The 25,963-nt window shown below is 71.9% G+C and carries 27 protein-coding genes; 13 read left to right on the plus strand and 14 right to left on the minus strand.

The window, feature by feature from the left end:
* Window positions 1-42: 42 nt before the first annotated feature.
* Together ACLBXP_RS02620 and mdcB are read right to left on the minus strand one after the other, a co-directional pair.
* Window positions 43-966, minus strand: coding sequence for an acyl transferase (locus ACLBXP_RS02620; protein WP_447665994.1), 924 nt, complete (start codon window positions 964-966; stop codon window positions 43-45).
* Complete coding sequence (gene mdcB, locus ACLBXP_RS02625; protein WP_447665995.1) at window positions 963-1,847, minus strand: triphosphoribosyl-dephospho-CoA synthase MdcB; 885 nt, start codon at window positions 1,845-1,847, stop codon at window positions 963-965. The genes ACLBXP_RS02620 and mdcB overlap by 4 nt, the downstream gene beginning before the upstream one ends.
* 144 nt (window positions 1,848-1,991) lie before the next feature.
* Here mdcB and ACLBXP_RS02630 point away from each other — a divergent pair, with 144 nt between their 5' ends.
* The 4 genes from ACLBXP_RS02630 (at window position 1,992) to ACLBXP_RS02645 (ending at window position 5,216) form a co-directional block, all read left to right on the plus strand.
* Window positions 1,992-2,516, plus strand: a complete 525-nt coding sequence (locus ACLBXP_RS02630; RefSeq protein WP_447665996.1) for a DUF533 domain-containing protein — start codon at window positions 1,992-1,994, stop codon at window positions 2,514-2,516.
* A 629-nt stretch (window positions 2,517-3,145) separates the two neighbouring features.
* Window positions 3,146-4,219 carry a TadE/TadG family type IV pilus assembly protein gene (locus ACLBXP_RS02635; RefSeq protein WP_447665997.1) on the plus strand — a complete coding sequence of 358 codons (1,074 nt, stop codon included), beginning with the start codon at window positions 3,146-3,148 and terminating at the stop codon, window positions 4,217-4,219.
* Window positions 4,216-4,680 carry a hypothetical protein gene (locus ACLBXP_RS02640; protein ID WP_447665998.1) on the plus strand — a complete coding sequence of 155 codons (465 nt, stop codon included), beginning with the start codon at window positions 4,216-4,218 and terminating at the stop codon, window positions 4,678-4,680. The genes ACLBXP_RS02635 and ACLBXP_RS02640 overlap by 4 nt, the downstream gene beginning before the upstream one ends.
* Window positions 4,680-5,216 (plus strand): TadE/TadG family type IV pilus assembly protein, encoded by a 537-nt coding sequence (locus tag ACLBXP_RS02645; RefSeq protein ID WP_447665999.1) that lies wholly within the window; start codon window positions 4,680-4,682, stop codon window positions 5,214-5,216. The genes ACLBXP_RS02640 and ACLBXP_RS02645 overlap by 1 nt, the downstream gene beginning before the upstream one ends.
* A 26-nt stretch (window positions 5,217-5,242) precedes the next feature.
* On the opposite strand, the gene ACLBXP_RS02650 is transcribed toward ACLBXP_RS02645, so the two are convergent.
* The 5 genes from ACLBXP_RS02650 to ACLBXP_RS02670 all read right to left on the minus strand — a co-directional run bounded on the left by ACLBXP_RS02650 (window position 5,243) and on the right by ACLBXP_RS02670 (window position 9,495).
* A complete protein-coding gene (locus ACLBXP_RS02650; RefSeq protein WP_447666000.1) occupies window positions 5,243-6,424 on the minus strand; it encodes a pyridoxal phosphate-dependent aminotransferase in 1,182 nt (393 codons plus the stop codon).
* Between the two features lie 48 nt (window positions 6,425-6,472).
* A complete protein-coding gene (locus ACLBXP_RS02655) occupies window positions 6,473-6,664 on the minus strand; it encodes a hypothetical protein (protein WP_447666001.1) in 192 nt (63 codons plus the stop codon).
* A 125-nt stretch (window positions 6,665-6,789) separates the two neighbouring features.
* Window positions 6,790-8,199 (minus strand): ATP-binding protein, encoded by a 1,410-nt coding sequence (locus tag ACLBXP_RS02660; RefSeq protein WP_447666002.1) that lies wholly within the window; start codon window positions 8,197-8,199, stop codon window positions 6,790-6,792.
* A gap of 7 nt (window positions 8,200-8,206) precedes the next feature.
* Complete coding sequence (locus tag ACLBXP_RS02665; RefSeq protein ID WP_447666003.1) at window positions 8,207-8,917, minus strand: response regulator; 711 nt, start codon at window positions 8,915-8,917, stop codon at window positions 8,207-8,209.
* Window positions 8,914-9,495 (minus strand): MarR family winged helix-turn-helix transcriptional regulator, encoded by a 582-nt coding sequence (locus tag ACLBXP_RS02670; protein ID WP_447666213.1) that lies wholly within the window; start codon window positions 9,493-9,495, stop codon window positions 8,914-8,916. Before ACLBXP_RS02670 ends, ACLBXP_RS02665 begins: the two co-directional genes overlap by 4 nt.
* A 232-nt stretch (window positions 9,496-9,727) precedes the next feature.
* On the opposite strand from ACLBXP_RS02670, the gene ACLBXP_RS02675 reads away from it, so the two are divergent.
* From ACLBXP_RS02675 to ACLBXP_RS02685, 3 genes are all read left to right on the plus strand, one after another.
* Window positions 9,728-10,615: a branched-chain amino acid aminotransferase gene (locus ACLBXP_RS02675; protein WP_447666004.1), complete on the plus strand. Its 888-nt coding sequence runs from the start codon at window positions 9,728-9,730 to the stop codon at window positions 10,613-10,615.
* 169 nt (window positions 10,616-10,784) lie between these two features.
* Window positions 10,785-11,039 carry a DUF3072 domain-containing protein gene (locus tag ACLBXP_RS02680; RefSeq protein WP_447666005.1) on the plus strand — a complete coding sequence of 85 codons (255 nt, stop codon included), beginning with the start codon at window positions 10,785-10,787 and terminating at the stop codon, window positions 11,037-11,039.
* Window positions 11,040-11,153: 114 nt separating this feature from the next.
* Window positions 11,154-11,384, plus strand: a complete 231-nt coding sequence (locus ACLBXP_RS02685) for a Flp family type IVb pilin (RefSeq protein ID WP_447666006.1) — start codon at window positions 11,154-11,156, stop codon at window positions 11,382-11,384.
* A 7-nt stretch (window positions 11,385-11,391) separates the two neighbouring features.
* Here ACLBXP_RS02685 and ACLBXP_RS02690 read toward each other — a convergent pair whose 3' ends face one another.
* From ACLBXP_RS02690 to ACLBXP_RS02710, 5 genes are all read right to left on the minus strand, one after another.
* Window positions 11,392-12,219 (minus strand): DUF937 domain-containing protein, encoded by an 828-nt coding sequence (locus ACLBXP_RS02690; protein ID WP_447666007.1) that lies wholly within the window; start codon window positions 12,217-12,219, stop codon window positions 11,392-11,394.
* A 67-nt stretch (window positions 12,220-12,286) separates the two neighbouring features.
* Complete coding sequence (locus ACLBXP_RS02695) at window positions 12,287-13,732, minus strand: MATE family efflux transporter (RefSeq protein WP_447666008.1); 1,446 nt, start codon at window positions 13,730-13,732, stop codon at window positions 12,287-12,289.
* The gene (locus ACLBXP_RS02700; protein ID WP_447666009.1) at window positions 13,725-15,698 is read right to left on the minus strand and encodes a monovalent cation:proton antiporter-2 (CPA2) family protein; all 1,974 of its coding nucleotides are present in this window, start codon (window positions 15,696-15,698) and stop codon (window positions 13,725-13,727) included. Before ACLBXP_RS02700 ends, ACLBXP_RS02695 begins: the two co-directional genes overlap by 8 nt.
* 61 nt (window positions 15,699-15,759) lie before the next feature.
* Complete coding sequence (locus tag ACLBXP_RS02705; protein WP_447666010.1) at window positions 15,760-16,056, minus strand: DUF1127 domain-containing protein; 297 nt, start codon at window positions 16,054-16,056, stop codon at window positions 15,760-15,762.
* Window positions 16,057-16,175: 119 nt separating this feature from the next.
* Window positions 16,176-16,649 (minus strand): DUF4279 domain-containing protein, encoded by a 474-nt coding sequence (locus ACLBXP_RS02710; protein WP_447666011.1) that lies wholly within the window; start codon window positions 16,647-16,649, stop codon window positions 16,176-16,178.
* 527 nt (window positions 16,650-17,176) lie between these two features.
* Between ACLBXP_RS02710 and ispH the strand changes: the two genes are divergently transcribed.
* Together ispH and thrB are read left to right on the plus strand one after the other, a co-directional pair.
* The gene (gene ispH / locus ACLBXP_RS02715) at window positions 17,177-18,175 is read left to right on the plus strand and encodes a 4-hydroxy-3-methylbut-2-enyl diphosphate reductase (RefSeq protein ID WP_447666012.1); all 999 of its coding nucleotides are present in this window, start codon (window positions 17,177-17,179) and stop codon (window positions 18,173-18,175) included.
* A gap of 106 nt (window positions 18,176-18,281) precedes the next feature.
* Window positions 18,282-19,247 (plus strand): homoserine kinase, encoded by a 966-nt coding sequence (gene thrB, locus ACLBXP_RS02720; RefSeq protein ID WP_447666013.1) that lies wholly within the window; start codon window positions 18,282-18,284, stop codon window positions 19,245-19,247.
* A 125-nt stretch (window positions 19,248-19,372) separates the two neighbouring features.
* On the opposite strand, the gene ACLBXP_RS02725 is transcribed toward thrB, so the two are convergent.
* Window positions 19,373-19,855 carry a redoxin family protein gene (locus ACLBXP_RS02725; protein WP_447666014.1) on the minus strand — a complete coding sequence of 161 codons (483 nt, stop codon included), beginning with the start codon at window positions 19,853-19,855 and terminating at the stop codon, window positions 19,373-19,375.
* Between the two features lie 179 nt (window positions 19,856-20,034).
* Between ACLBXP_RS02725 and ACLBXP_RS02730 the strand changes: the two genes are divergently transcribed.
* Window positions 20,035-20,637, plus strand: a complete 603-nt coding sequence (locus ACLBXP_RS02730; protein ID WP_447666015.1) for a YqgE/AlgH family protein — start codon at window positions 20,035-20,037, stop codon at window positions 20,635-20,637.
* A gap of 5 nt (window positions 20,638-20,642) precedes the next feature.
* Window positions 20,643-21,056, plus strand: coding sequence for a GNAT family acetyltransferase (locus tag ACLBXP_RS02735; RefSeq protein WP_447666016.1), 414 nt, complete (start codon window positions 20,643-20,645; stop codon window positions 21,054-21,056).
* A 3-nt stretch (window positions 21,057-21,059) separates the two neighbouring features.
* On the opposite strand, the gene ACLBXP_RS02740 is transcribed toward ACLBXP_RS02735, so the two are convergent.
* Window positions 21,060-22,061 (minus strand): hypothetical protein, encoded by a 1,002-nt coding sequence (locus ACLBXP_RS02740; RefSeq protein ID WP_447666017.1) that lies wholly within the window; start codon window positions 22,059-22,061, stop codon window positions 21,060-21,062.
* A gap of 421 nt (window positions 22,062-22,482) precedes the next feature.
* Between ACLBXP_RS02740 and dnaK the strand changes: the two genes are divergently transcribed.
* Window positions 22,483-24,402 carry a molecular chaperone DnaK gene (gene dnaK, locus ACLBXP_RS02745; protein WP_447666018.1) on the plus strand — a complete coding sequence of 640 codons (1,920 nt, stop codon included), beginning with the start codon at window positions 22,483-22,485 and terminating at the stop codon, window positions 24,400-24,402.
* A gap of 273 nt (window positions 24,403-24,675) precedes the next feature.
* Window positions 24,676-25,827 (plus strand): molecular chaperone DnaJ, encoded by a 1,152-nt coding sequence (gene dnaJ / locus ACLBXP_RS02750; RefSeq protein WP_447666019.1) that lies wholly within the window; start codon window positions 24,676-24,678, stop codon window positions 25,825-25,827.
* The last annotated feature ends 136 nt before the right edge of the window (window positions 25,828-25,963 follow it).

Here is a 25,963-nt window from a genome sequence, read left to right on the forward strand (position 1 = left end):
GCAGCACCATAGCTTCGGCCCCGCCGCCGGGCCGGCGGGGCCTCAGGCCGCCGCGATCCAGGCCGCGGCGCCATCGATCGACCGGAAATCGGCGAGCGCGTGCACGCGGGCATCCGGCAGGGCGGCGCGGGCCATGGTGGCGAGCGCCTGGCCGGGCCCGAGCTCCAGGATCGAATCCGCGCCGAACTCGCCGACCCCGTCGAGGCAGGCCGCCCAATCGAGGGGTTCCGCGATCTGGCGCGCGAGCTTGTCGAGGCCGGTGGCGGCGTCGAAGACGGGTGCGCCGTCGAGGCCGCTGAGCAGGCGCGGGCCGCCGCGCGGCGGGGATGCGAGGGGCGTAGCGGCGAGGCGCTCCGCGAACGCGGCCGCCGCCGCGGCGAGCAGCGGCGTGTGCGAGGGCGTATGCACCGGCAGCAGCACCGCGCGCTGCGCGCCCCGCGCCAGCGCCTCCGCGCAGACGGCTTCGAGGCCTGCCACGGCCCCCCCCACGACCACGCTGTCCGCCGCGTTGACGATGGCGAGGTGGCAGCCGTGCGCCTCCGCCAGCGCCGCGAGGCTCCGGTGGGGCAGCCCCCGCAGGCCGGCGAGGCCGTGCCCCGGGCCCGATGCGGCGTCCATCGCCTCGGCGCGGGCCGCCGCCAGGGCGAGGATCGCCTCCGGCGCGAAGCGGCCGGCGCAGCCCCAGGCGGCGAGATCGCCGATGCTGTATCCCGCAACCACCACGCGACCCGGGGCGGCGGCCGCTACCACGCTCCAGCCCGCGAGGGCGGTGACGCAGACGAGGATCTGCCCGGCACGGTTCTCGTGGAGGCGCGCGCCCCCGGCCCGGGCGAGGTCCCGCGGATCGGCGCCGAGCAGGGGCCGGGCGGCCGCGAAGACGGGCTGTGCCGGCCCGTGATCGGCCAGGAGGTCGAACATCTCCGGGTGCTGGCCGCCCTGGCCGGAGAGCAGCACCGCGAGGGTCACGGCGCGGGAGCCTCCAGGGCATCGACGAACAGCGTCATGGCGAGGAGATCGGCCGCCCCGCCGGGGCTGAGGCGCCGGGCCACGAACGCCAGGTGGATCGCCTCGGCCCGCGCGCGCCAATCCGCGCGGGCGACGCCGCCCGCGGCGATGAAGGCGCCCGCCTCGGCGCGCGCGAAGGCGTAGCCCTCCGGGCCGCCCCGGTGCAGGAGGTTCGTGTCCTCCAGCTCCGCGATCAGCGCGAGGCAGGCCTCGACGCGGGCGGCCTCGGCGTCGCCGGGGCTGGCGAGCCGCCCGCGGCGCAGGGCCGGCAGGCCGACGCCGTAGAGGGTCGGAAACCCCGCCGCCGCCTCGGCCGGCGCTCCGCCGACGCCGTGCGTCCGCCGCACCCGGGCGCCGGGGGCGTGCAGCAGCTCCGGCCCGTCGAGGATGCCGGCGGCGTAGTGGGCCCGCACATGCGCGCCGAGCGCGCCCTCCGCCAGGCGCGGCTCCGGCGCGCCGGGCTCAGTCGCCTCACACAGGGCGCCCGCCGCCGCGCAGAGCAGGCCGAGGCCGAAGATCGCGCCCCGGTGGGTGTTCACGCCGCCGGTCGCCTCCCGCATGGCCGCCTCCGCGGCGATGCCGATGCGCCGCAGCGCCGGCATCGGCAGGCCGCCCGCGCCGGCCCGGGTGAGGTCGGCGAGGTAGGGCTCGATCGCCCGGGCGCTCGCCCGGAAGGTCGCCGCATCCATGTCGGCGTGGCTGCCGCTGTCGACGTGGCTGACGAGGCCGGGCTTCGGATAGGTGTCGATCTCGAGACGCAGCGCCAGCACCGCGGCCCCGGCGATCAGGGCGGCGTGGTGCTCGGCGGGGCCCCGCATCGCGCGGGTGACGGGCACGGTCATCGCTCCGGAATGCGGGAATGCGCGGTCCGACGCAACCGTGCGGGGGCCGGGCGGCTGAACCGGAGCGGCGCTCCGGCCGTTGCCGCTCCGCATGTCGGTGGCCGGCTTGGCGGCGCGCGGCATGCTGTGCATGGGAGGTGCGTGATGGCTGAACCCCAGGGACCCGCCGAGGCGGGACGGATGGTCGATGCGCTGGTGCGCGGGCGCCGCGGCAGCCTCCTGGCGGGCGCCGCGGTCGGCGGGCTCGCGCTGATCGGCGGGCTCGCCTGGCGGGCCCTGCGCGGCGAGGCCGCGGCGGAGACGCCCGCCTTCGATTCGGTGAACGACGACGAGGCGCGCCTGATGCTGCGCGCCATGGTGGCCGCCACGGTGGCGGACGGGATGGTCGACGCGCGGGAGCGCCAGCGGCTCGACGAGGCGGTGACGGCCGCGGGCCTCGACCGCGACGGGCGCGCCTGGCTCGAGCGGGAACTCTCCGACCCCGCCGATGTCGACGAGCTGGCCGAGCGCGTCGACGATCCCGACGCCGCCGCCCGCATCTACGCGGCGGCGCGCCTCGCCATCGATGCCGACACGCTGCAGGAGCGCCAGTTCCTCAAGATGCTGGCGGAGGCCCTCGACGTACCGCAAGAGGCCACGGGCCGCCTCGACCGGGCCGTGGCAGCATGAGGCCGCTCCGGCTCCACGGGCCTGGCGCCGACCGGCGGATCTCCGCGCGGCTCCGCGCGAGGTCGCAGGCCGGGACCACGAAGAACGGATAGCCGCCGTCCGCCCGCAGGGTGACGCTGAGGCAGGGCTGGCCGAAGCGGGCGGCATCCGCCGCCGCCGCGCCGTAGTCGGACACGCAGAGCGGGTAGACCGGGGTGCCGGGCCCGGCGGCCGGCGCCTCGGCGCAGGCGCGCAGCAGTCGATAGGGGGCCGGGCCCCGGCCGCGGCCGAGGGCTCCGAGCCACGCCTCCCACCACCGGCCTCTCATCGGCATCGTCCCGCTCCGGGCCCGCGTCGCGCCTCCCCCGTGTGAACACCAGCTCCGGGCCGAAATCCAGCCGGAACGGCAGCCGGTTCGTCAACAGATCGTTACGAGACGCACGAAGGGTTTCCCGAAGAACGGGATCGGCGCGCAGCATAGCGCGGCATCGGTCCCATTATACAACCAGGAATTTCAATTAAACTCAGTAATGTGTCCAGCGATTGTTGTAATTGTTCGAGATAGGATGGCTTATCCGTCAATCGGGAAGGGGTTTGTTTAGTCGCCGCTCCGTATTCTGGTGCCCGCGGAGTTCCACGGTGCGGGTGACATGTTCAAGCTCGACGAGCGCGGTTCGGTGGCGGCGATCCTGGGCATCGCCCTCCCGGTCATGCTCCTCGGCATCGGCGGCGTGATCGAGACGTCGCGGGCCGTCACCTACCGCCAGCAGCTGACCAGCGCGGTCGAGCTCGCCTGCCGACAGGCGCAGGCCTTCGTGAACGGGCGCAAGCCCCAGGACGTGAAGCCCGGCGACACCGCGAAGACCTATCCGGTCGACATCCAGCGCATCGCCCAGCAGAACTTCGCCGCCAAGGGGCTGCAGCAGGTCCCGGTGAGCACCGGCACGACCGACACCAACGTGCACGTCGAGGTGGCGGCCAGCATGCCGCTGCTGATGGGCGGGGTGCTCGGCCGGGACGCGATCGCCTTCGCGCTGAACCGCGACTGCGCCGTCATCCCCACGGCCACGGCCATCACCACCGGGCCGAACGCCCCCAAGCTCCTGATCTCCGAGTCGTTCGAGCGACCGAGCCACACCGTCAATTACAACGACTGGTCGGTGCTCGGGACCCCCAGCCAGAGCAGCACCTGGAACGGCTGGACGACGATGAACGCCGGCATCGAGATCAACGGCCAGCGGGAACTCGCCAGCAACACGATCCGCTTCGGCGACTTCTTCGCCGAGCTCGACAGCGACTGCTCGACCGACCCGCAAAATCGCAGCACGGCGACCTGCCGCTCGAACTCGACGATGTCGCGGGTGCTCGACTTGGCCGTGGGCGACTACGAGATCCGCTACTGGTACATCGCCCGCCTGCGCGATGCGGGTCAGCCCGGCAAGGTCATCTGCGGCGCCAAGGACAGCGACGTCTCCTGGTACAAGGCCAACGGACAGACGAACCGCATCGAGGTCTACGTGGAGAAGGCGGGGAACTACACCTTCGCGCCGGCCAACATGGTCGATGTCTGCGTGCAGGCCGATGCCTGGACGGAGCGGGTGATCCGTTTCAGCGTCGAGGCCAAGTCCGAATACCGGATCAGCTGGCGGGCGGCCGGGCGGGAGGACACCTACGGCGGCCTGATCGACAACCTGCGCATCTGCCGCAGCACGTGCCCGCAATGAGCGCGCCGCTGCGCGCCGGCCTGCGCCGCTGGGGGCCATGCGCGCGCGGCGCGGCCGCGGTCCAGATGGCCCTCCTCGCCTGGCCGACCCTCTTCATCGTGGTCGGGATCTTCCAGTTCATCCTGGCCCAGTACGTGCAGGTCCTGCTCAACAACCACCTGCACAACTCGGCGGCCCAGCCGGAGGCGGCGCTGCTCGCCGGCAGCCAGAGGGCCTACAAGACCCTGCTCTGCGCCAGGATCGCGATGATGCCGGCCGCGACCTGCACGGCGGCCCTGCGCGTCGAGCAGATGACGCTGGCGAGCGCGCCGACCGCCGTCGCGCCGATCACCGGCGGGAGCTTCGCGGCCGGCGCCGCCCGCGACGTGATGCTCCTGCGCGCCGCCCTGCCGGTGCCGATGTTCCTGCCGCTGATCCCCCAGATCACCGCACGATCCTCCGTCACCTACCGGAGGCCGTGATGGCACGGGTCGGACCAGGCAGGCTCGGCGCGTGCCGGCGCGGCGCCGCCGCGGTGGAGTTCGCGCTGCTCGCGGCCCTGCTGCTGCTCCTGCTCGCAGGCCTCATCGACCTCGTCGGCCTCTCGGGCAAGGGCCGGGAGCTGGAACGCGCCTCCACCGAGATCGCCAACGCCATCGCGCAGTGCAAGGACACCAGCGACGGGAGTTGCGTCACGAACACCATCGGGCTCTACAAGAACCGGGTCGCCAACGCCCTGGTGCTGCTGCCCGCGGACGCGACGCTCAGCATGGTCCAGATCGCCAAGGTCGGCGGCCTGCTGCGGATCTGCGCCGGCAACGCCACCTACCTCGACCCGGAGGTCGCCGCCTCCGCCAACACCCTGCTGGCCGACCAGGACAGCGCGATCGTCGTGCTCCTCCAGGCGAGCCACACCGCCATGCTGCCGGCCCTGTCGCGGCTCTTCCTGGGCCAGACGAGCCGGCGGCTGAGCCGATTCGCCACCTCGGTCTACGTCAGCCAGTCCCCGGCCTGCTGAGCCAGCCAGGGCGCCTCGGCTCGCATTCAGCCGGGTCGGCGCTCGGCCAGGAAGCGGCCCATGCGCTCGATCGCCCGGGCGATGTTCTCCTGCGAGTTGGCGTAGGAGAGGCGGACGTAACCCTCGCCGTGGACGCCGAAATCCGGGCCGCCGATCACCGCGACGCCGGCCTCCTCCAGGAGTGCGGAGGCCAGGGGCTTCGCCTTCCAGCCCGTCTCCGAGATGTTCGGGAAGGCGTAGAAGGCGCCCTTCGGGGTGATGCAGGAGACGTTCGCCAGGCCGTTCAGGCCCTCCACCACGAGGCGGCGGCGCCGGTCGAACTCGGCCACCATCTCGGCCACGCAGTCCTGCGGCCCGTCGAGGGCGGCGATGCCGGCCCATTGCGTGCTGGCGTTGACGCACGAATGGGCGTTCACCGCGAGCTTGCGCGCCGCGTCGTAGAGGGGCTTCGGCCAGACCGACCAGCCGAGGCGCCAGCCCGTCATGGCGTAGGTCTTCGAGGCGCCGTCGAGGTAGATCAGCCGGTCGCGGATCTCGGGGTAGGCGAGGAGCGAGTGGTGCGCCTCCCCGTCGTAGGTCATGGTGCCGTAGATCTCATCGGACATCACGGCAACGTCCGGGTGGCGCGCGAGGCCCGCCACGAGGGCGTCGATCTCGGCCTTCGGCGTCACGCCCCCCGTGGGGTTCGCCGGCGAGTTCACGATGAGGAGGCGGGTCCGCTCGGTGATGAGCGACAGCGTCTCCTCGGCCGAGAAGGCGAAGCCGTTCTGCTCGCGGATCGGAACCGGCACGGGGGTGGCGCCGGTGAACTCGATCATCGAGCGGTAGATCGGGAAGCCCGGGTCCGGGTAGAGGATCTCGGCGCCGGGCTCGCCGAACATCAGGATCGCCATGAACATCGTGACCTTGCCGCCCGGCACGATCAGCACGCTGTCCGGCGAGACCTCGACGCCGTGGCGGCGCTGGATGTCGCGGGCCACCGCCTCGCGGAGCGGCGGGATGCCCACCGCCGGCGTGTAGCCGTGGTGCCCGTCCCGCAGGGCCTTGATGCCGGCCTCCACGATGTGGGGCGGCGTCGGCATGTCGGGCTGGCCGATGCCGAGGTTCACGATGTCGCGTCCCTCGGCGGCCAGCGCGTTGGCGCGGGCCAGAACCGCGAAGGCGTTCTCCTCGCCGATGCGCCCGAAGGCGGGAACGATCGAGAGCATGGCGGGCCTCCGGGTTCGGGCGGGCGGCCTGCGCCGCCTAGGCGAGCGTCAGGGCTTCGAGCGCTCGGCCAGCCGGGCCGCGGCGAAGGACATGGCGGCGGCGACGATGCCGAGGATCACGAAGGTCTTCACCGAGGCGGTGAAGAGGGCCGGCTCGATGCCGGTGTCGGTGTAGAGCACGAGGCCGATCGCGGCGAGCGGCACCGAGACCAGGATGAAGAGCGGCACGAGCGGGTTCATGGGAGGCACTCAGGTGGGCGCGGCAGGCTTGCCGGCGCGTCGTTCGAAGAGAAGCCCCCGTGCATAGCACCGCCAAGCCGGGATTGAAAAACCCCCCGGGCCCGGTTTTTTGCCGCGCCGCGCCTTCAGGCCGGCACCCGCACGGTCGCGCGCACGCCGCCGAGCGGGCTGTCCTGCAACGTCACGTCGCCGCCGTGCGCCCGCGCGATGTCGCGCGCGATGGCGAGGCCGAGGCCGGACCCGCCCGCGTCCTGGCGCGCGTCGTCGAGGCGGACGAAGGGCTTGAACACCTCCTCGCGGCTCTCGGCCGGGATGCCGGGCCCGTCGTCGTCGATGGAGACCAGGAAGGAGCGGCCCTCCCGCCGGCCGGAGATCGCCACCGTCTCGCCGTACCGGGCGGCGTTGGCCGCGAGGTTGAACAGGCAGCGCCGGAAGGCGTCAGGCCGCACCGTCACGCTGGGGTCGCCGGGCAGTTCCACGGCGTCGACGTGGGCGCCGAGCCGCTCCACGTCGGTGCGCAGGTCTTCCAGCAGCGCCCGCATGTCGGTGGGGGTGGCGGCTTCCGCGGAATCGCCCCGCGCGAAGGCGAGGTAGGCCTCGAGCATGCGGCTCATCTCGTCGACGTCGCGGCTGAGGTCCTCCACCTCCGGGGTCTGCTCCACCAGGGCGAGGGACAGGCGGAAGCGCGTGATGATGGTGCGCAGGTCGTGGCTGACGCCGTTCAGCATCGTGGTGCGCTGCTCCATGGCGCGCTCGATGCGCCGGCGCATCTCGATGAAGGCGTGCCCGGCCTGCCGCACCTCGCGGGCGCCGCGCGGCTTGAACTCGATGTCCCGCCCCTTGCCGAAACTCTCCGCCACGGCCGCGAGCCGCAGGATCGGCTTGATCTGGTTGCGCAGGAACAGGATCGCGACGCCGAGGAGGACCAGCGACGAGCCGATCATCCAGACGAGGAAGATGTGGGAGTTCGAGGCGTAGGCCTGGCTCCGGCGCGCCGTGATCCGCATCACGCCGTCCGGGATGGCGACCCGGATCTCGATCAGGTTCGAGCGGCCCACCGTGTCGATCCAGTACGCGCGGCGGATCTGGCGCTTGATCTCGTCGGACAGCGCCTCGTCGAGGATCGAGAAGAACGGCCGGGGCCCGGGATTCGGGAGCTTTGCTCCCTTCAGGATGTCGAGGTCGAGGTTGAGGCGCTCGCCGGCGATGCGGGTCAGCGTCTCCGCGTCCCGGTCCTGCGGGTAGCTCTCGTAGATGTCGATGAGGGCCGCGACGTCGGCGGTGACGGCAGAGGAGAGCCGCTTCGTCACGAGCTGCCAGTGCCGCTCCATGAAGGTGTAGGCGATCACCGACTGCAGCAGCACCACGGGGGCGATGATGATGATCAGCGAGCGGGCGTAGAGGCCCTTCGGCAGGACGTCGCCGATGGCCCGGGCGAGGCGCCGCCACAGGGCGCGCAGGGCCGGCAGTCCGCGGGGGGCGGGCGCCGGCTTCGGCAGGGCCGCCTCGGGCGCGCGGTCGTAGCCACCGGCCATGGCGGCCTCAATCCACCGCGAGGCGGTAGCCGACGCCGCGCACGGTCTGCAGGAAGGTCGGGTTGGCCGGGTCCACCTCGGTCTTGCGGCGCAGGCGGTTGATCTGGACGTCGATGGTGCGCTCGGCCGCCGCGCCGCCGGCACCCGCGAGCGCCTCGCGCTCGACGTTGGCGCCGTGCGCCGCGGCCAGGATCGTCAGGATCTCGCGCTCGCGCTCGGTGATCCGGATCATCTCATCCTCGCGGCGCAGCTCGCCCCGGTCGATCCGGTAGGAGAAGGGGCCGAAGGTCACCACGTCGCCGCCGACCTCGCGGCGGGGGCCGGCCGCCCGGTTGATGATGTTGTTGAGGCGCAGGATCAGCTCGCGCGGGTCGAAGGGCTTCGGCAGGTAGTCGTCGGCGCCGATCTCCAGGCCCGTCACCCGGTCGTTCGGGTTGGACCGGGCGGTGAGCATCAGGATCGGCACCCGGGAGGTCTCGCGGACCTTGCGGGCGTAGTCGAAGCCGTTCTCGCCCGGCATCATCACGTCGAGCACCAGGGCGTCGAACACCAGGCTCTGGGCCTTGGCCCGGGCCTCCTCCGTGTTCGCCGCGGCCGTGACGCGAAAGCCCTGCTCGAACAGGTAGCGGGAGAGGAGCTCCCGCACCCGGCGGTCGTCGTCGACGACCAGGATGTGGGGGGCTTGGTCCGGCAGGTCGGCCCGGGCGGCGGCGCTCACGCGGCGCCTCGCACCCGGCGGGCCATCAGGCGCCGCACGGCGGCGCGCTCGTCCGGCTCGATCATCGCGAGCAGGAAGGCGTGCGCCGAGGTCTGGGCGGACCCTTGGTCCGGCGTCTGGGCGGGTGCCTGGGTCTGGGCCTGGATCCCGTCCGGCTCGGAGAGCGCCCGGGCGACGCGGCGGACCTGCACGCGGGTCAGGTCCCGGGCGAGGCCGGCCCCGCGGTCGGTGCAGTAGAGGAGCCGCTGGCGGCGGTCGCTCGTGCCGGTCTTCTGCGCGATGTAGCCCTGCTCGATCAAATCCTTCAGCACCCGGTTGAGGCTCTGCTTCGTGATGCGCAGGATGTCGAGGAGTTCGGCGATGGTAAGGCCCGGATAGCGGTCGACGAAGTGCAGGACCCGGTGATGGGCCCGGCCGAAGCCGTACTCCGCGAGGATCCGGTCGGGGTCGCCGACGAAGTCCCGGTAGGCGAAGAACAGCAGCTCGATCAGGTCGTCGCTGGTCAGCGCCCCCTCGACCTGCGGCCCGGGCGGGTGCGCTGCGTCGGCGGGCGTCTCGGCCGAGGCGGCGGAGTCCATCGGTGTGGCGCGGGTCACGTCGTGGTCTGTCTCGATATAAGTCAGTGTTGTTGACATATCCCAGCCCGGTTGCTACCCGTCAACCCTTCCGGCAGAACGCGTCCCTGGCGGCGCGCGCCCGCATGCGCCTCGCACGCGCGCGCCGGAGCGGCAAGCCCGACCCTGCGGCGAGCCGGACCCCGACGTTCCTGGCGGCCCCCGCCCGGCCGCACGAGAAGGAAGACTGATCCCCATGTCCGTGATCCCGTTCGACGAGCGCGAGGGCACGATCTGGTACGATGGCGCCATGGTGCCGTGGCGGGAGGCCAAGATCCACGTGCTGAGCCACGGTCTCCACTACGGATCCTCGGTGTTCGAGGGCGAGCGGGCCTATGGCGGGCAGATCTTCAAGAGCCGCCAGCACGCCGAACGCCTCAAGGCATCGGCCGAGCTCCTCGACTTCACGATCCCCTACAGCGTCGACGAGATCGAGGCCGCCAAGCAGCTCGTCCTGCGCACCAGCGGCCTGCGGGACGCCTACCTGCGCCCGGTCGCCTGGCGCGGCTCCGAGATGATGGGCGTGGCCGCGCAGGCCAACACCATCCACCTCGCCGTCGCGGCCTGGGAGTGGCCGAGCTACTTCGACCCGGCCACCAAGATGAAGGGCATCCGCCTCGACATCGCCGATTACCGCCGGCCCGACCCGCGCACCGCCCCCTCCACCTCGAAGGCGGCGGGCCTCTACATGATCTGCACGATCTCGAAGCACCGGGCCGAGAACAAGGGCTACGCCGACGCCCTGATGCTCGACTGGGAGGACAACGTCGCCGAGTGCACGGGCGCCAACGTCTTCTTTGTCCGGGACGGTGTGCTCCACACGCCGCAGGCCGACCGCTTCCTCAACGGCATCACCCGGCAGACGGTGATCGAGCTCGCCCGCCGCCGCGGCATCGCGGTGACCGAGCGCCGCATCCGCCCCGAGGAGATGTCGGATTTCTCCGAGTGCTTCATCACGGGCTCGGCCGCCGAGGTCACGCCGGTCTCCGAGATCGGCCCCTACCGGTTCACGCCCGCCGCGCTCACCAAGACGCTGATGGACGACTACACCGCCGAGGTGCAGCCGAAGGCCCACGCGGCCTGAGCGGACCGGCCCCGGCGCGGCAGCCTGCCGCGCCGACCCTCTAAACCTTGCGCGGCAGCCTGCCGCGCCGATACTCCAAACCTTGCGCGGCAGCCTGCCGCGCCGGGCTTCGGAACCCTGGGCGGGCCGGGGTGTTGAGTAGAACGTTTCAGGAACGAAAGGTTCTCTCATGTCCAAGGCCGCTCAAGCGCAGGACTCCGCGAAGGACGCCAATCCGAAGGCCGATCCGAAGGACGTCTCGAACCAGATCAAGGATCCGGACCAGTGGACCACCGGCGGTGAGCCGATGACCGGCGCGCAGGCCTCCTACCTGAAGACGCTCTCGGAGGAGACCAAGGAGCCGAAGGCGTTCGACCCGGACCTCGACAAGGCCGAGGCCTCGAAGCGGATCGACGCCCTGCGCAAGGAGGCCGGGCGCGACTGACCCGACGCCCGCCCCGCACGACAATCCCGGCCCTTCCGCGATCGTCTTAAAGGCTCGTCAACGCGCCGGCCTCTAGGTTGCGGCGACGCCATCGTGGCGGAGGGGGTGAGCGTGATGGCAAAGGTTCCGGGAGCCGCGGGGGCGGCCGGCCCGCGGAAGGCCGAGCGGGCCGCTGCACGCCTGCGCGCCTTCGCCCGGGACGCCCGCGGCGCCACCGCCATCGAGTACGCGCTGATCGGCGTGCTGATCTCGATCGCCATCGTGGCGTCCGCCCGGGCCGTCGGCAGTCAGGTCGGCACGCTGTTCAACACGGTCAACACCCAGGTCACCACCGCCGTCCAGTGACCGGGCGTCAGCCGCGCTCGGGCTTCCCGCGGCCGCCGGGCTTGCCCTCCGTCCGGGGGGCGGCCGGCTCGGGGGGCTTCGGGCCCTCCGGGGCCGCCCCGTCCGGGCCGGCCGGCGCCGCGGATCCCGCCGCGGACCCCTTGTCTCGCTCGGCCTCGGTCCAGAACGCGTCGAAGATGCCCTGCATCGCCTTGACGTTGCGCTCCTGCACCTCCGCGCCGGTCTGCAGCATCTGATGGAACATGTCGTAGGCGGGCGTCTCGGTCCGCTCCTCCGCCGCGCCCGGCGCCGGGCGGGACGCGGCGGGCTTCGGCGCCGGGCCGCGGGCCTTCGGGGCCGGGGCGGGCGCGGGCGCCGGCTGCTGGGCCGGCAGGAAGGCGCGCATCATGTCGGCCCAGACGGCGTTCATCGGGAACGGCTCGGGCGTCGGCGCACGGGCGGGCTCGGAGGGGGCCGGCTGGTTCAGAAGCATGTGGACGAGGCTCGCCACCACCATGCCGGCCATCACGGGCAGCATCTGGCGCAGCACCTGCGAGCCGACCCCGCTCGCCGCGGAGGCCTGCTGGAGCACCGCCTGCGCCAGCATCGGCGAGCCGAACAGCTGCGCGAGCGGCGCCTCGGCGGCCTTGGGCTGGCCGCCCCAGGGCGTGCCCGCCATCCCGAAGAACGGCGCGAAGCCGCCCATCTCGCCGGTCTTCTGCAGGCCGAGGGCGAAGGCCGGCATCAGCGCCTCGAAGGCGCGGCGGGTCTGCTCCGGGGTCAGGCCGAACTGCTGCCCCATCCCCTGCAGGCCGGCGCCGTTCTGCGCCTGGAGCATGTCGAGCGGGTTGAACATGGCGGTCGGGCCTCACACTGAGCCCCCACCCTAGTCGCACCGGGGCGCACTTGGCCAGTTGAGCGCCTCACACCACCGCGCCGTGCTGGGGCGCGCCGGCCGCCAGCGCCGCCTCGCTCTCGGCCCGGACCGCCTGCGGAGCCGGGGGCGCGCGGCGCTGCAGGCGGTCCACCGTGCGGTAGGCGAGCCCGATCCCGATCACGCCGAACAGCAGCGAACCGAGGCCGACCCCCGCGATGACACCACGGGGCCCGTAGAGGGCGGCGCCGAGGAGCGCCGGCGGCATGGTGCCGAGGCTCGCCCGGCCCCAGTTCAGGGCGGTGGACAGGAACGGCGCGCCGAGGTTGTTGAACGAGGCATTCGACAGGAACAGGAGGCCGTTGAAGAACCAGACCGCCCCGCTGACGAGGCAGAAGAAGCCGAACAGGTCAGCGGCCTCGCCGGTGAGCGCGAACAGGCTCGTCAGCGGCCCGCGGGCCAGGATCAGCGCGAGCCAGACGGTCGCGACGTAGCCGGCCGTGACCGCGGCCCCCCCGCTCAGCACCGCCCGCATGCGGTCGAAGCGGCCCGCGCCCCAGTTCTGCCCGAGGATCGGGCCGATCGAGCCCGACATCGCAAACAGGCCCCCGAAGGCCACCGGGGTGAGCCGGTCGATGACGGCGTTCGCGGCGATCGCCACGGGGCCGAAGCTCGCCAGGGCGTGCGCGATGAAGGCGCTCGCGACCGAGGGCGCGAGGTTCGTCAGCATCGCGGGGAGCGCGATGCGGAAGACGATGCCCGCATCCTGCACGACGGCCCCGGCCCGGGGGCGCGTCAGCAGGCGGTGCCGGCGCACGCCCCACCAGCCGACCAGCGCGAAGGTGGCGCGGGCCACGCACAGGGTGATGGCCGCCCCGTCGACCCCGAGGCCCGCCCCGAAGATCAGCACCGGGTCGAGCCCCGCCGTCACCACGGCGCCGGCCAGCGTCACGTACATGGCCTGCCGGGCGGCCCCCACGGCCCGCAGCAGCCCCGAGAACATCATGCCGAGGCCCATCAGCAGGTTCGAGGGCAGGGCGATCCGCAGGAACCGCTCCGCGACCGGAAGCGTCTCGGCATCGGCTCCGATCAGGCGCAGCAGGGGTTCGAGGAGGGGCAGCAGCACCAGGACGAGCCCGGCCGCCACCGCGAGGCCGTGCAGGCTCGCCGAGGTGGCAAGCCGCCGCGCGCCCGCATCGTCCCCCGAGCCGATCGCGCGCGAGACCAGGGCGCCGGCCGCGATCATCAGGCCGATGTTGATCGACACCGCGAAGAACTGGACGATCGAGGCGAAGCCCACCGCCGCCGTTAGGCGCGGGTCGCCGAGCTTCGAAACGTAGAGGAGCGACAGGAGGTCGACCACGAAGATCGCCATGAGGCCGACCGAGCCCGTGGCGCTCATCACGAGCACGTGGCGCAGGATCGAGCCCTGGACGAATCGCGCGGCATCGGCCCGCGCGGGCGCCTCGCTGCCCAGCACGGGGGCATCAGCCATGCCGGGTGCCGCCTTCCGCCGCCAGAACCTCGCCCGCGTCCCGCCGCTCGGCCTCGCGGCCCTGGTCCCGCGGACCGTCCCGCTGCTGCTCCCGCGGGTGCTCCCTCTGATGTTCCTTGGCCTCCTGGCCGATGATGTCCTGCGTCTCGGCGTTGAGCGCCCGGGCCGCGCGCTGCGGCGCGGTGAGGGGCTCGGGCTTGAAGGCGGGCTGCGGGCCCCGCAGCCAGTTGGCGCCGTCCGGCAGGGCGCCGGCCTGCTGCAGGACGAGGCGCGCGATGTCGCGCTTGCGCACGTCGTCCGCGCGCGCCGCGGCCGCCTCGGCCGACAGGCCCAGGCCCTCCAGGGTGGCGCGCCCGAAGGCGAGGGCGGATTCCGCGGTCTCGCGGAGCTGGTAGTCCACGTCCCGGTTCATCAGCTCGACGGCGTGCGTGCGGTCGTAGGCCCGCACGTAGGTGCGCACGCTCGAGAACTCCTCGTGCACCATGTCGATGATCTTCAGCGCCGCCTCGCGGTCGTCGATGCAGACGCAGATCAGCTCCACGCGGCCGATCCCGGCGGCGCGCAGCACGTCGAGGCGGGTGCCGTCCCCGTAATAGACCCGGAACCCGAAGCGCGTGGCGGAGCGGATCTGCTCCACGTCCTTGTCGATCACCGTGACGGCGATGCCCTCGGCGAGGAGCACCTGCGTGAGGATCTGCCCGAACCGGCCGAAGCCGACCACGAGCACGCGGGCCTCGGCGTTCTCCACCACCTCGGCGGCCCCCGGCGCGTCCGCGGCGCCGGCGGTGCGGCGGGCGATCAGCACGTCGAGCCCCTTGGCGGCCACGGGGCCGATCAGCATGGTGAGCGCCGCGAGCGCCACCGCGAAGCGGGTGGCGTTGGCGTCCGTGAGGCCGAGCCCCTCGGCCTGGGGCAGGAGCACGAAGGCGAACTCGCCGGCCGGCGCCAGGATCGCCGCGCCCCGCACCGCGTCGAGCCAGCCGGAGCCGAACAGGCGGAACAGGGCGGCCACGAGGGCGACCTTCAGCAGGATCGCCGCCGCGGTCGCGCCGAACAGGATCGGCCAGGTCGCCTTCACGAGGCCGCCGTCGATCGACATGCCGACGCTCATGAAGAACAGGCCGAGCAGCATGCCGCGGAAGGGCTCGATGTCCGCCTCGAGCTGGTGGCGGAAGTTCGATTCGGCGAGCAGGATGCCGGCGAGGAACGCCCCCATCGCCATCGAGAGGCCGACCTCCTGCATGAGGAGGGCGGTGCCGAGCACCACGAGGAGGGCCGCGGCCGTCATCACCTCGCGGGCGCCGCTCGCCGCGAGCATCCGGAAGAACGGGTTGAGGCCGTAGCGCCCCACCACGACCACGGCGAGGATCGCCGCCAGCGCCTTGCCGGTGGATTGCACCGCCGCGCCGAACCACGGGCCGCCGCTCCCCCCGCCCGCCGAGGCGAGGAGCGGCATGAGGGCGAGGATCGCCACCACCGAGAGGTCCTGGAACAGCAGCACCGCGAAGGCCCGGCCGCCATAGGCCGTGCCGAGGTCGCCCCGCTCCTCGAGGAGCTGCAGCGCCACCGCGGTGGCCGAGAGGGCGAGCGCGATGCCGATCACCGTGGCGGCCGCGGGCGAAAGGCCGAACAGCACGCCCGCGCCCCCGAGGACCAGGGCGCAGACGAGGAGCTGGGCGGTGCCGAGGCCGAAGATGTCCCGCCGCATCGACACGAGCTGCGACAGGTGCAGCTCCAGCCCGACGATGAACAGCAGCAGCACCACCCCGATCTCGGCGACGCTCGTCGCCGTCTCCGGCTCGGCGATCAGCGAGAGGCCGAACGGACCGATCAGAACCCCGGCCACGAGGTAGCCGAGCACCGCGCTCTGCCCGGCGAGGCGGAAGATCGGGACTCCGATCACCGCCGCCGACAGGAACGTCAGGACCGGGGGCAGGAAGCTCGCGTGCTCGGCAGGGCTCGCCATCACGTGTCCGGGCTTGAGGGGACCGTCCGGCCGGGCCGGGACCCGCCGGAAACGGCCCCTCTTAGCCCAGGCGGACGCGCCCCGCCACGCGGGCCGCCTGCCGTTCGGTGCGCCGGGACACCAGGAGGTGCGAGGCATCGACCGCCGGATGGAGCGCGAGGGCGTCGCAGAGGTCCTGTCGGGCGAGGCCGATGTCGCGCAATTCCCGCTCCGACATGCGCGACAGGAGCCCAAGCACCCGCCGGTTGTCGGCGCGCCGCGCCAGGGCCTCGCCGGCCCGCGCCAGCAGCCGCAGCACCGTCCGCACCGGGCCCGCGCGCCCGCTCTCCCTCAGGTTTGCCGGTGTGATCGCGTCCATGCCTCGCCCCTGTTTCGATGAGGCCGCAGGATGCGAGGAAGACGCCGGGCCTGACAGGCACGGTGCAGTACGGTCTAACGGAAGTGTCCGGGACTGTAGGCGGTACGGTCCCGCCCCAATCAGGCGACGGCAGCCGACCCGTCTGGTGCAGCGTCATCCTCGAAATCCTCGATCACCGCGCCGCCGATCGATGTGACGAGCTTCGTCAGTTCCGGATCGACCTTCAGATGCGTCGCATGTCGGGCGCCGTACCAGAACAGGCTGACGTCGAAGGTCAGGTCCGCTCCCCTGATCAGAGACTGCAACGCCTTCGGCAGCGACGGAGCCCGGTCGGCTCTGTCGGGTCCACCGTTGACGAGGAGATGACGCACGAAGGCAACGTGCTGGCGGAGGTCACGGCTCTCGACCGCATCTTCCGTGTCCAGCATCCAGAGACTCGTCCTTCGCGTCAGTACGCGGGCATCCGACCCGGATCGATACGTCTCGCCCACCCGGTAAGAGCGGGTTGGCGCGATGCCGAGGAGAGCCGTGACGGTGGCGGGCTGGAGCAGGCTGCCGACGAACCGCACGGTCGCGAAGGTCCGGAGCGCCACCTGGTCAGATCTCATCATGGAGGTTCCCAATCCAGTAGCCGGATGCGTCGTAGACATGGCCGCGTTCCGTTATCGAAACACCATCGCTCGGTGACAAGCCGGCGGCGCGCTTGATCTTATGGAGAGCAGCACCGACGTCGTGAGCCGGGAGGCCGAGACTGCGACCGACTGCGCGCGATGTGCTGCGGGCTTCCCCTGAACTCCAGATCCGACGATCGGGTACGTCAGACTCGGGCATGACGCGGGTGCAAGATCCAGCTCGGCGCGGGGTGTCGAGATTAGGAAAATTCGTGTGCGCGAAGCTAGACCGTGCGGGACAGTCATGGGTTGAGGCCGCGGATCGCGGTCTTGGATCGCGGTCTTGGATCGTGTTCCTTTGGCCGTGTTCTCGGAGCGAGCAGTCCCGCTTTCTCCGTGATCGGGAGTCACCAAGCGGTGCAAATCTGCTATGCAGCGGCCCGGAGCAGGCGGGTTTCGGGCCGCCGGACTGTTGACAGGGGTGGCTCCGCCTCGCCACATCCCGGACCATGACCGCCGATCCGACGAATCCCTCCGCCCCGGTGACCGCCGGCAAGCCGCCCCTCGAGATCCTGCTCGCCGCGCCCCGCGGCTTCTGCGCCGGCGTCGTGCGCGCCATCGACGTGGTGGAGCGGGCCCTGGCGATCTACGGGCCGCCGGTCTACGTCCGCCACGAGATCGTCCACAACAAGTACGTGGTCGAGAGTCTGAAGCGGAAGGGCGCGGTGTTCGTGCGCGAGCTCGATGAGGTGCCGGACGGCAACGCCCCGGTGATCTTCTCCGCCCACGGCGTCGCCAAGACCGTGCCGGCCAACGCCGATCAGCGGGGCCTCACCACCATCGACGCCACCTGCCCGCTGGTGACCAAGGTCCACCGCGAGGCCGAGATCCACCACAAGCGCGGGCGCCACGTCCTCCTCGTCGGCCATTCGGGCCATCCGGAGGTGGTGGGCACCATGGGCCAGCTGCCCAAGGGCTCGATCACCCTCGTCGAGGACCTCGACCAGATCGCGGCCCTGACGCCGCAGGACCCGAACAACCTCGCCTGGGTGACGCAGACCACCCTCTCGGTGGACGACACCCGCCACATCGTCGAGGCGCTGAAGCGGAAGTTCCCGAACATCACCGGGCCGCACAAGGACGACATCTGCTACGCCACCACCAACCGGCAGGAATCGGTGAAGCAGATCGCGCCGCTCGTCGACGCGCTGATCGTCGTGGGCTCCTCGAACTCCTCGAACTCCCAGCGCCTGCGCGAGGTCGCCGAGCGGGTCGGCTGCCCGATCACCCGCCTGGTGCTGCGCGCCGAGGAGATCGACTGGCCGGCCTTCGAGGGCGTGCGCAAGCTCGGCCTGACCGCCGGCGCCTCCGCCCCCGAGGTGCTGGTGGAGGAGATCATCGACGCCTTCGCGGCCCGCTACGACGTCACCGTCGACACGGTCTCGACCGTGGTCGAGGACATGTCCTTCCCGCTGCCGCGCGAGCTGCGCAGCGAGGCCGCGGAGTAGGCGGCCATCCGGCCCAAGGCCCGGTTTCCCCTTTCGCGAAGACAGTCTAAAGGGGCGCCGTGCGGCGCCCCTCGCCGTTTTCCGGCAACCAACGAGCGCGCGACCCGTGGCCGTCTACACCGAGGTATCCGACGCGGCGCTCACCGCCTTCCTGAGCGCCTACGAGATCGGCACGCTGCTCTCCTACAAGGGCATCGCCGAGGGCGTCGAGAACACCAACTTCTTCCTGCACACCACGGCGGGCTCCTACATCCTGACGCTCTACGAGAAGCGGGTCCGGGAGGCGGACCTGCCGTTCTTCCTCAACCTGATGGAGCACCTGGCCGCCCGCGGCCTCGCCTGCCCGCAGCCGATCCGCAACCGCGGCGGCACGGCCCTCGGGCGCCTGTGCGACCGGCCGGCGGTGATCGTGAGCTTCCTGGAGGGCGTCTCGGTCAGGCAGCCGGGCGTCGACCATTGCGCGGCCCTGGGGCGCGCCCTCGCGCAGCTCCACGCGGCGGGTGCCGATTTCGGGATGCGGCGGGCGAACGCCCTCTCGGTCGGCGCCTGGCGCCCGCTCTTCGCGCAGGCCGAGGCTCAGGCGGACGGCGTCTCGGCGGGGCTCGCGGCGCGCACCCGTGAGGACCTCGCGGTGCTGGAGGCGGGCTGGCCCAGGGACCTGCCGGGGGGCGTCATCCACGCCGACCTCTTCACCGACAACGTGTTCTTCATCGGCGACGCGCTCTCCGGCCTGATCGACTTCTACTTCGCCTGCACGGACGCCTTCGCGTACGACCTCGCGATCTGCCTCAACGCCTGGTGCTTCGAGGCGGACGGCACCTATCACCGGGACATGGGGGCGGCTCTCATCGCGGGCTACGAGGCGGTGCGCCCGCTGACCGGGCCCGAGGTCGCGGCCCTGCCGATCCTCGCCCGCGGCGCGGCGCTCCGCTTCATGCTGACCCGCCTCGTCGACTGGCTGAACGTGCCGCCCGGCGCCCTGGTGCAGCCGAAGGACCCGCGCGAGTACGACCGGCGGCTCGCCTTCCACCGGGCGGCGCGCGACGCCGGGGATTACGGCCGGGGGCCATAAGCCCCCGGCGTGGGGGGCCATAAGCCCCCGGCGTGGGGGGCCATAAGCCCCCGGCGTGGGGGGCCATAAGCCCCCGGCGTGGGGGGCCATAAGCCCCCGGCGTGGGGTGCACTGAGCCCCCGCCGTCAGATCACCTTGAGAAGCGCCTCGGCCCCGGAGACCTCGGCCTTCGAGGGGGATTCCTCGACATTGAGCACCCGCACCACGCCGTCGTCGACGAGGGCGGCGTAGCGCTTCGAGCGCGTGCCGAGGCCGAAGCCCGTGCCGTCCATCTCCAGGCCGATCGCCTTGGCGAAATCGGCGTTGCCGTCGGCGAGGAACTCGATGCCCTCGGCGCCGCTGGCCTTGGCCCAGGCGTCGAGCACGAAGACGTCGTTGACGGAGGTGACCGCGATGGCATCGACCCCGCGGGCCAGGATCGCCTCGCGCTGGGCGACGAAGCCCGGGAGGTGGTTGCGGTGGCAGCTCGGCGTGAAGGCGCCGGGCACGCCGACGAGGACGACGCGGCGCCCCTTGAACACGTCGTCGGTGGTCCTGGCCTGCGGCCCCTCGGGGCCGTTCACCCGGAAGGTCGCCTGGGGCAGGTGGTCGCCAACCTGGATGGTCATCCGCTCTCTCCTCGCTCGGCGGGTCCCGGAGGCCCGCATCACCCCCTCAAGGTGGAGCCCTCTAGCGTGGCCGCAAGGTGATTGTCCAAGGCGAATGTCCTTCGCGAGGGGCCGGACGGGGCGCCGGACACGACGCTTTGTCCGCTGGACAACACTTGGGTTGCGCGTAGCATGGCCCGATGCAGAGCGAAGACGCCGGCGCCTATCCGTATCTCGACGGACAATTCCTGGTTGCGATGCCGGGCATGGCCGACCAGCGCTTCGCGCGCTCCGTGATCTACGTCTGCGCCCATTCGGCGGACGGCGCGATGGGCATCATCGTCAACAAGCCGGTCACCGACCTCTCGATGCCCGACCTCCTGGTGCAGCTCGACGTGGTGCCCCCCACCGACGCGATCCGCCTCCGCGAGCGGGTCGGCCACATGCCGGTGCTGATGGGCGGCCCCGTCGAGGGCAAGCGCGGCTTCGTGCTGCACACCGACGACTTCCACATCGACCAGTCGACCCTGATCATCGACGACGGCATCTGCCTCACCGCCACGGTGGAGATCCTGCGCGCCATCGCCACGGGCGACGGGCCGACCAGCGCGGTGCTGGCGCTCGGCTACGCGGGGTGGCAGGCCGGCCAGCTCGAGAGCGAGATCATGGCCAACGGCTGGCTCAACTGCCCGGCCGACCCGGACCTGATCTTCCACCCGACCCTCGAGACCAAGTACGAGCAGGCGCTGCGCCGCAACGGCATCGATCCGGCCATGCTCTCGGTGAGCGCCGGCCGGGCCTGAGGGCGATGATCCGCCCGATGCAGGACGGCGACGCCGCCGCGGTGATCGCCCTGTGGCACGCCGCGGGCGTGGCGCGGCCCTGGAACGACCCCGGGCGGGACCTCGCCTTCGCGCGCCGGGACGCGCACGCCGCCGTGCTGGTGGCCGAGGCGGACGGGCGGATCGTGGCGACCTGCATGGTCGGCGAGGACGGGCACCGGGGTTGGGTCTACTACCTCGCGGTCGATCCGGGCCGCCGGGGCGAGGGCCACGGCCGGGCCATGATGGCTGCCGCCGAGCGCTGGCTCGCCGAGCGGGGCGCCTGGAAGATGCAACTCCTCGTGCGCGCCGACAACGCGGCGGTCGTGGACTTCTACGAGCACCTCGGCTTCCGCGACACCCGCACCGTCTGCCTGCAGAAGGTGATCGGCGAGGCTTGAGCCCTACTCGGCGATCGGCGGCGGTGCGACCGTGTCGGGGTTCATGCCCTCGACGGCCGCGGGCTTGCGCCGGGCCGGGCGGGGCGCCGCGGCCGCGGTGGCCGGGCTCGCCGCGACGTTGACGCCGAGGCGGGTTGCCAGCGCCAGGGCCCGCGCCTCGGTGAAGCGCAGGTGGCAGAAGCCGTGTGCGCCCTCGCGCGCGTAGGTGCGGCAGGCCTGCTCGCGGTCCGACGAGAAGGCGGCCTGCTCGGTGACGATCGGCCGGACGTCCTCGCGCCGGGCGCGCTGGGTCATCACCTTGTAATTGTCCCGCACCGCCTTGTCGGCGACGCCGCGGGCGGTATCGAACTCGGCCGAGCGGGGAACCAGCGTGGCGGCGGCAGGCCCCCACAGGCCGCCCGGCGTGGTGGCGCAATCGGCCGCCGAGAAGGTGCAGGTCGGGTTCGCGCCGAGCGGGGTCGCCAGCACGGCCCCCTCCACCACATCGAAGCGGAGCGGGCACTCGGCACCGGCGGCCTCGTAGCGAGGGATGCCCTCGGGCCGGCCCTCGCTCGTCAGGCTGATCGGCGCGCCCCCGGCGAGCGGCACCGCGCAGGACTCGGTCGGCTGCGAGACCTTCGTGCCCGGCAGGGTGACCCGCGCCGTCATGGCGGCGCCGCTGCGCTCGAGCTTCAGGCTGCCGCCGAGGCCGTTGAGCTGCAGGTCCTGGCCGGTCACGCTCTCCTCGCCGGGCGCCTTCAGCACCACCGGCCGGGCCGGAGCCGGAGCGGCGGGCCGTGCCGCCTCGGTGCCCGGCTCGGCACCCTCCGGCGGCAGCGGCGTGCCGGGCAGGGGGGCGTTCGGCGGCGGCACGGCGCTCGGCACGTTGCGGGGCGGGGTCGGGGGCTTTGCCGCGCGGCCGATCCCGAAAAGCTCCTCGAAGAAGTTCTGCGCCTTCGCCTCACCGCAGGGGCCCGAGAGCGCCGCCGCGGCGAGCGGGATCAGGAGGAAGCGGGCTGGACGCATCGAGGCTTTCGGTAGCGCGAGGTCAGGTGCGACGCGGGCCGCGGCCTCCGGGCCCGGCAGGCGTGGGCTCGGCAATCGGGCGTGTCCGGAACAGGTTAACATGCCATCGATGGCGCGGGCGTGGCAGCGCGGCAACAATTTTGCCGGGCGGCCCACCCGGCCGGGACCCCGCCCCGGGTCGGATCCGCGTGGCGTCTCAGGGAGATAGTGGCACCCGCACGGGTCCGTGCGGCTTCGCCTTGCGAGCCCGCATCGACCTTCTTATATGCGGCGAAGCACGGGATGACGCACCGGGTTTCGGCCGTTCGCGGCCCCTGATCCGGCCGGTCCCGGACTCGCATTTCCTGTTCGCACCGCCATGGGCCGAGCTGCTTCGGGGCTCGGCGGTCTGCTTCATCACGAACACCTGAGGGATCCCACCATGGGTAAAGTCATCGGTATCGACCTGGGCACCACCAATTCCTGCGTGGCCGTCATGGAAGGCACGCAGCCCAAGGTCATCGAGAATGCGGAGGGCGCCCGCACCACCCCGTCCATCGTCGCCTTCACGGACGACGGGGAGCGCCTCGTCGGCCAGCCCGCCAAGCGGCAGGCCGTCACCAACCCTGAGCGCACCTTCTTCGCCATCAAGCGCCTCATCGGCCGCACCTACGACGACCCGATGACGCAGAAGGACAAGGGCCTCGTGCCCTACAAGATCGTCAAGGGCGACAACGGCGACGCCTGGGTCGAGGCCGACGGCAAGAAGTACTCGCCGTCCCAGATCTCGGCCTTCACCCTTCAGAAGATGAAGGAGACCGCCGAGTCGCATCTCGGCCAGCCGGTCACGCAGGCCGTGATCACGGTCCCGGCCTACTTCAACGACGCCCAGCGTCAGGCCACCAAGGACGCCGGCAAGATCGCCGGCCTCGAGGTGCTGCGCATCATCAACGAGCCGACCGCGGCGGCCCTCGCCTACGGCCTCGACAAGAAGAAGGCCGGCACCATCGCGGTCTACGACCTCGGCGGCGGCACCTTCGACGTCTCGATCCTCGAGATCGGCGACGGCGTCTTCGAGGTGAAGTCGACGAACGGCGACACGTTCCTGGGCGGTGAGGACTTCGACAACCGCGTGGTCGAGTACCTGACGGCGGAGTTCAAGCGCGAGCAGGGCATCGACCTGACGAAGGACAAGCTCGCCCTCCAGCGCCTCAAGGAGGCGGCCGAGAAGGCCAAGATCGAGCTGTCCTCGGCCACCCAGACCGAGATCAACCTGCCCTACATCACGGCCGACGCCACCGGCCCGAAGCACCTCGCGCTGAAGCTCAGCCGCGCCAAGTTCGAGAGCCTCGTGGACGACCTCGTGCAGCGCACGATGGAGCCCTGCCGCAAGGCGCTCAAGGATGCGGGCGTCTCGGCCTCCGAGGTGGACGAGGTGGTGCTGGTCGGCGGCATGACCCGCATGCCGAAGGTCCAGGAGGTCGTGAAGGCCTTCTTCGGGAAGGAGCCCCACAAGGGCGTCAACCCCGATGAGGTCGTGGCGATCGGCGCCGCCGTCCAGGCGGGCGTGCTCCAGGGCGACGTGAAGGACGTGCTCCTCCTCGACGTCACCCCGCTCTCCCTCGGCATCGAGACGCTGGGCGGCGTGTTCACCCGGCTCATCGACCGCAACACCACCATTCCGACGAAGAAGTCGCAGACTTTCTCGACGGCCGAGGACAACCAGAACGCGGTCACCATCCGGGTCTTCCAGGGTGAGCGCGAGATGGCGGCCGACAACAAGCTGCTCGGCCAGTTCGATCTCGTCGGCATCCCGCCGGCGCCCCGCGGCATGCCGCAGATCGAGGTGACCTTCGACATCGACGCCAACGGCATCGTCAACGTGACGGCCAAGGACAAGGCGACGAACAAGGAGCACCAGATCCGCATCCAGGCCTCGGGCGGCCTGTCCGACGCCGACATCGAGAAGATGGTCAAGGACGCCGAGGCCAACGCCGAGGCCGACAAGAAGCGCCGCGAACTCGTCGAGGTGAAGAACCAGGGCGAGAGCCTGATCCACGCCACCGAGAAGTCGGTTGCGGAGTACGGCGACAAGGTCTCGGCGGCCGACAAGGGCGGCATCGAGACGGCGATCACCGCGCTCAAGACCGCGCTCGAGGGCGAGGACGTCGAGACCATCAAGGCCCGCACCACGGACCTGATGCAGGCCTCGATGAAGCTCGGCGAGGCCATGTACGCCGCGAGCCAGGCGGCCGGTCCCGAGGGTGCCGCCGAGGCGGCCGCGGGCGCCGAGAAGAAGGACGACGTCATCGACGCCGACTTCCAGGAGGTCGACGAGAAGGACCAGAAGAAGCGGGCCTGATCGGGCCCGTACCCTATGCCGAAACGCGGGGCCGGAGCGATCCGGCCCCGCCTTTGCTTGGGCGGCCGGCCTCGCATCGGCGGAGCCGGCGCCCGGGCCGCCCAGGCGCGCAACGGCGGGGGCGCCCGGCCCAGGGGCGGATGTCCGGGATGAGGATTTTGACCAACCGGCACGGGTGCGTGATAGAGCCCCTGATCCGGATCGTTGCACGAATCGGCCGACCGCCCCGCCGCGCGCAGGCAGGGCGCACGTGAAGGACCCTCGAGGGCAGGTATGTCGAAGCGGGACTATTACGAGATCCTGGGGGTCGTGAAGACCGCCACGGACGGCGAGATGAAGACCGCCTTCCGCAAGCTCGCCATGACCTATCATCCGGACCGCAATCCCGGCGACAAGGAAGCCGAGATCAAGTTCAAGGAGATCAACGAGGCCTATCAGTGCCTCTCCGACGGCCAGAAGCGCGCCGCCTACGACCGCTTCGGCCACGCGGCCTTCAGCCAGGGCGCGGGCGGGGCCGGCCCCGGATTCGGCAACGAGTTCGGCGACTTCATGTCGGACATCTTCGACAACTTCTTCGGGGACGGCCGCGGCCAGACCCGCGGGCGCGGCGGCCAGCCGGGCCGCGAGCGCGGCGCGGACCTGCGCTACAACCTCGAGATCACCCTGGAGGAGGCGTTCGCGGGCAAGGCCGAGACCATCCGCATCCCGACCTCCGTCACCTGCGACGTCTGCGCGGGCTCGGGCGCCAAGGCCGGCTCGAAGCCCCGGACATGCCCGACCTGCGCGGGATACGGGCGCGTGCGGGCCGCTCAGGGCTTCTTCGCCATCGAGCGCACCTGCCCGAACTGCCACGGCCGCGGCGAGGTGATCGACGATCCCTGCCCGAACTGCGCCGGCGCCGGCCGGGTCAACCGCGAGCGCACCCTCTCGATCAACGTGCCGGCGGGCGTCGACGACGGCCTGCGCATCCGCCTCGCGGGCGAGGGCGAGAGCGGCCTGCGCGGAGGCCCGTCCGGCGACCTCTACGTCTTCCTCTCGATCAAGCCGCACGAGTTCTTCCAGCGGGACGGGGCGGACCTGTTCTGCCGCGTGCCGATCTCGATGGTGACGGCGGCGCTCGCCGGCGAGATCACCGTGCCGGTGATCGACGGCTCGCAGACGGAGGTGCGCATCCCCGCCGGCACCCAGACGGCCAAGCAGTTCCGCATCAAGGGCAAGGGCATGCCGGTGCTGCGCTCGCGCGAGGTGGGGGACCTCTACATCCAGGTCTTCGTCGAGACGCCCCAGAACCTCACCAAGCGCCAGCGCGAACTCCTTCAGGAGTTCGACCAGACCGCCTCGGACGAGAACCACCCGGAGAGCGCCGGCTTCTTCTCCAAGGTGCGTGACTTCTTCGACGGCTTCGGCGGCTCGGCGCGCCAGTGAGTTCGAGCCCCCGGATCCAATCGGGGCCTGTCCGGTTATGGAGAGGCCGGCTTTCCGTGGCCGCGCAGGCACGCCAAGGTGCTATGCGCGCGCCTCGCCTTGACTGTAAGAAGCCTTTCGTCGTCTAGCCTGCAAA

The sequence above is a fragment of the Methylobacterium sp. A54F genome, assembly GCF_053346035.1.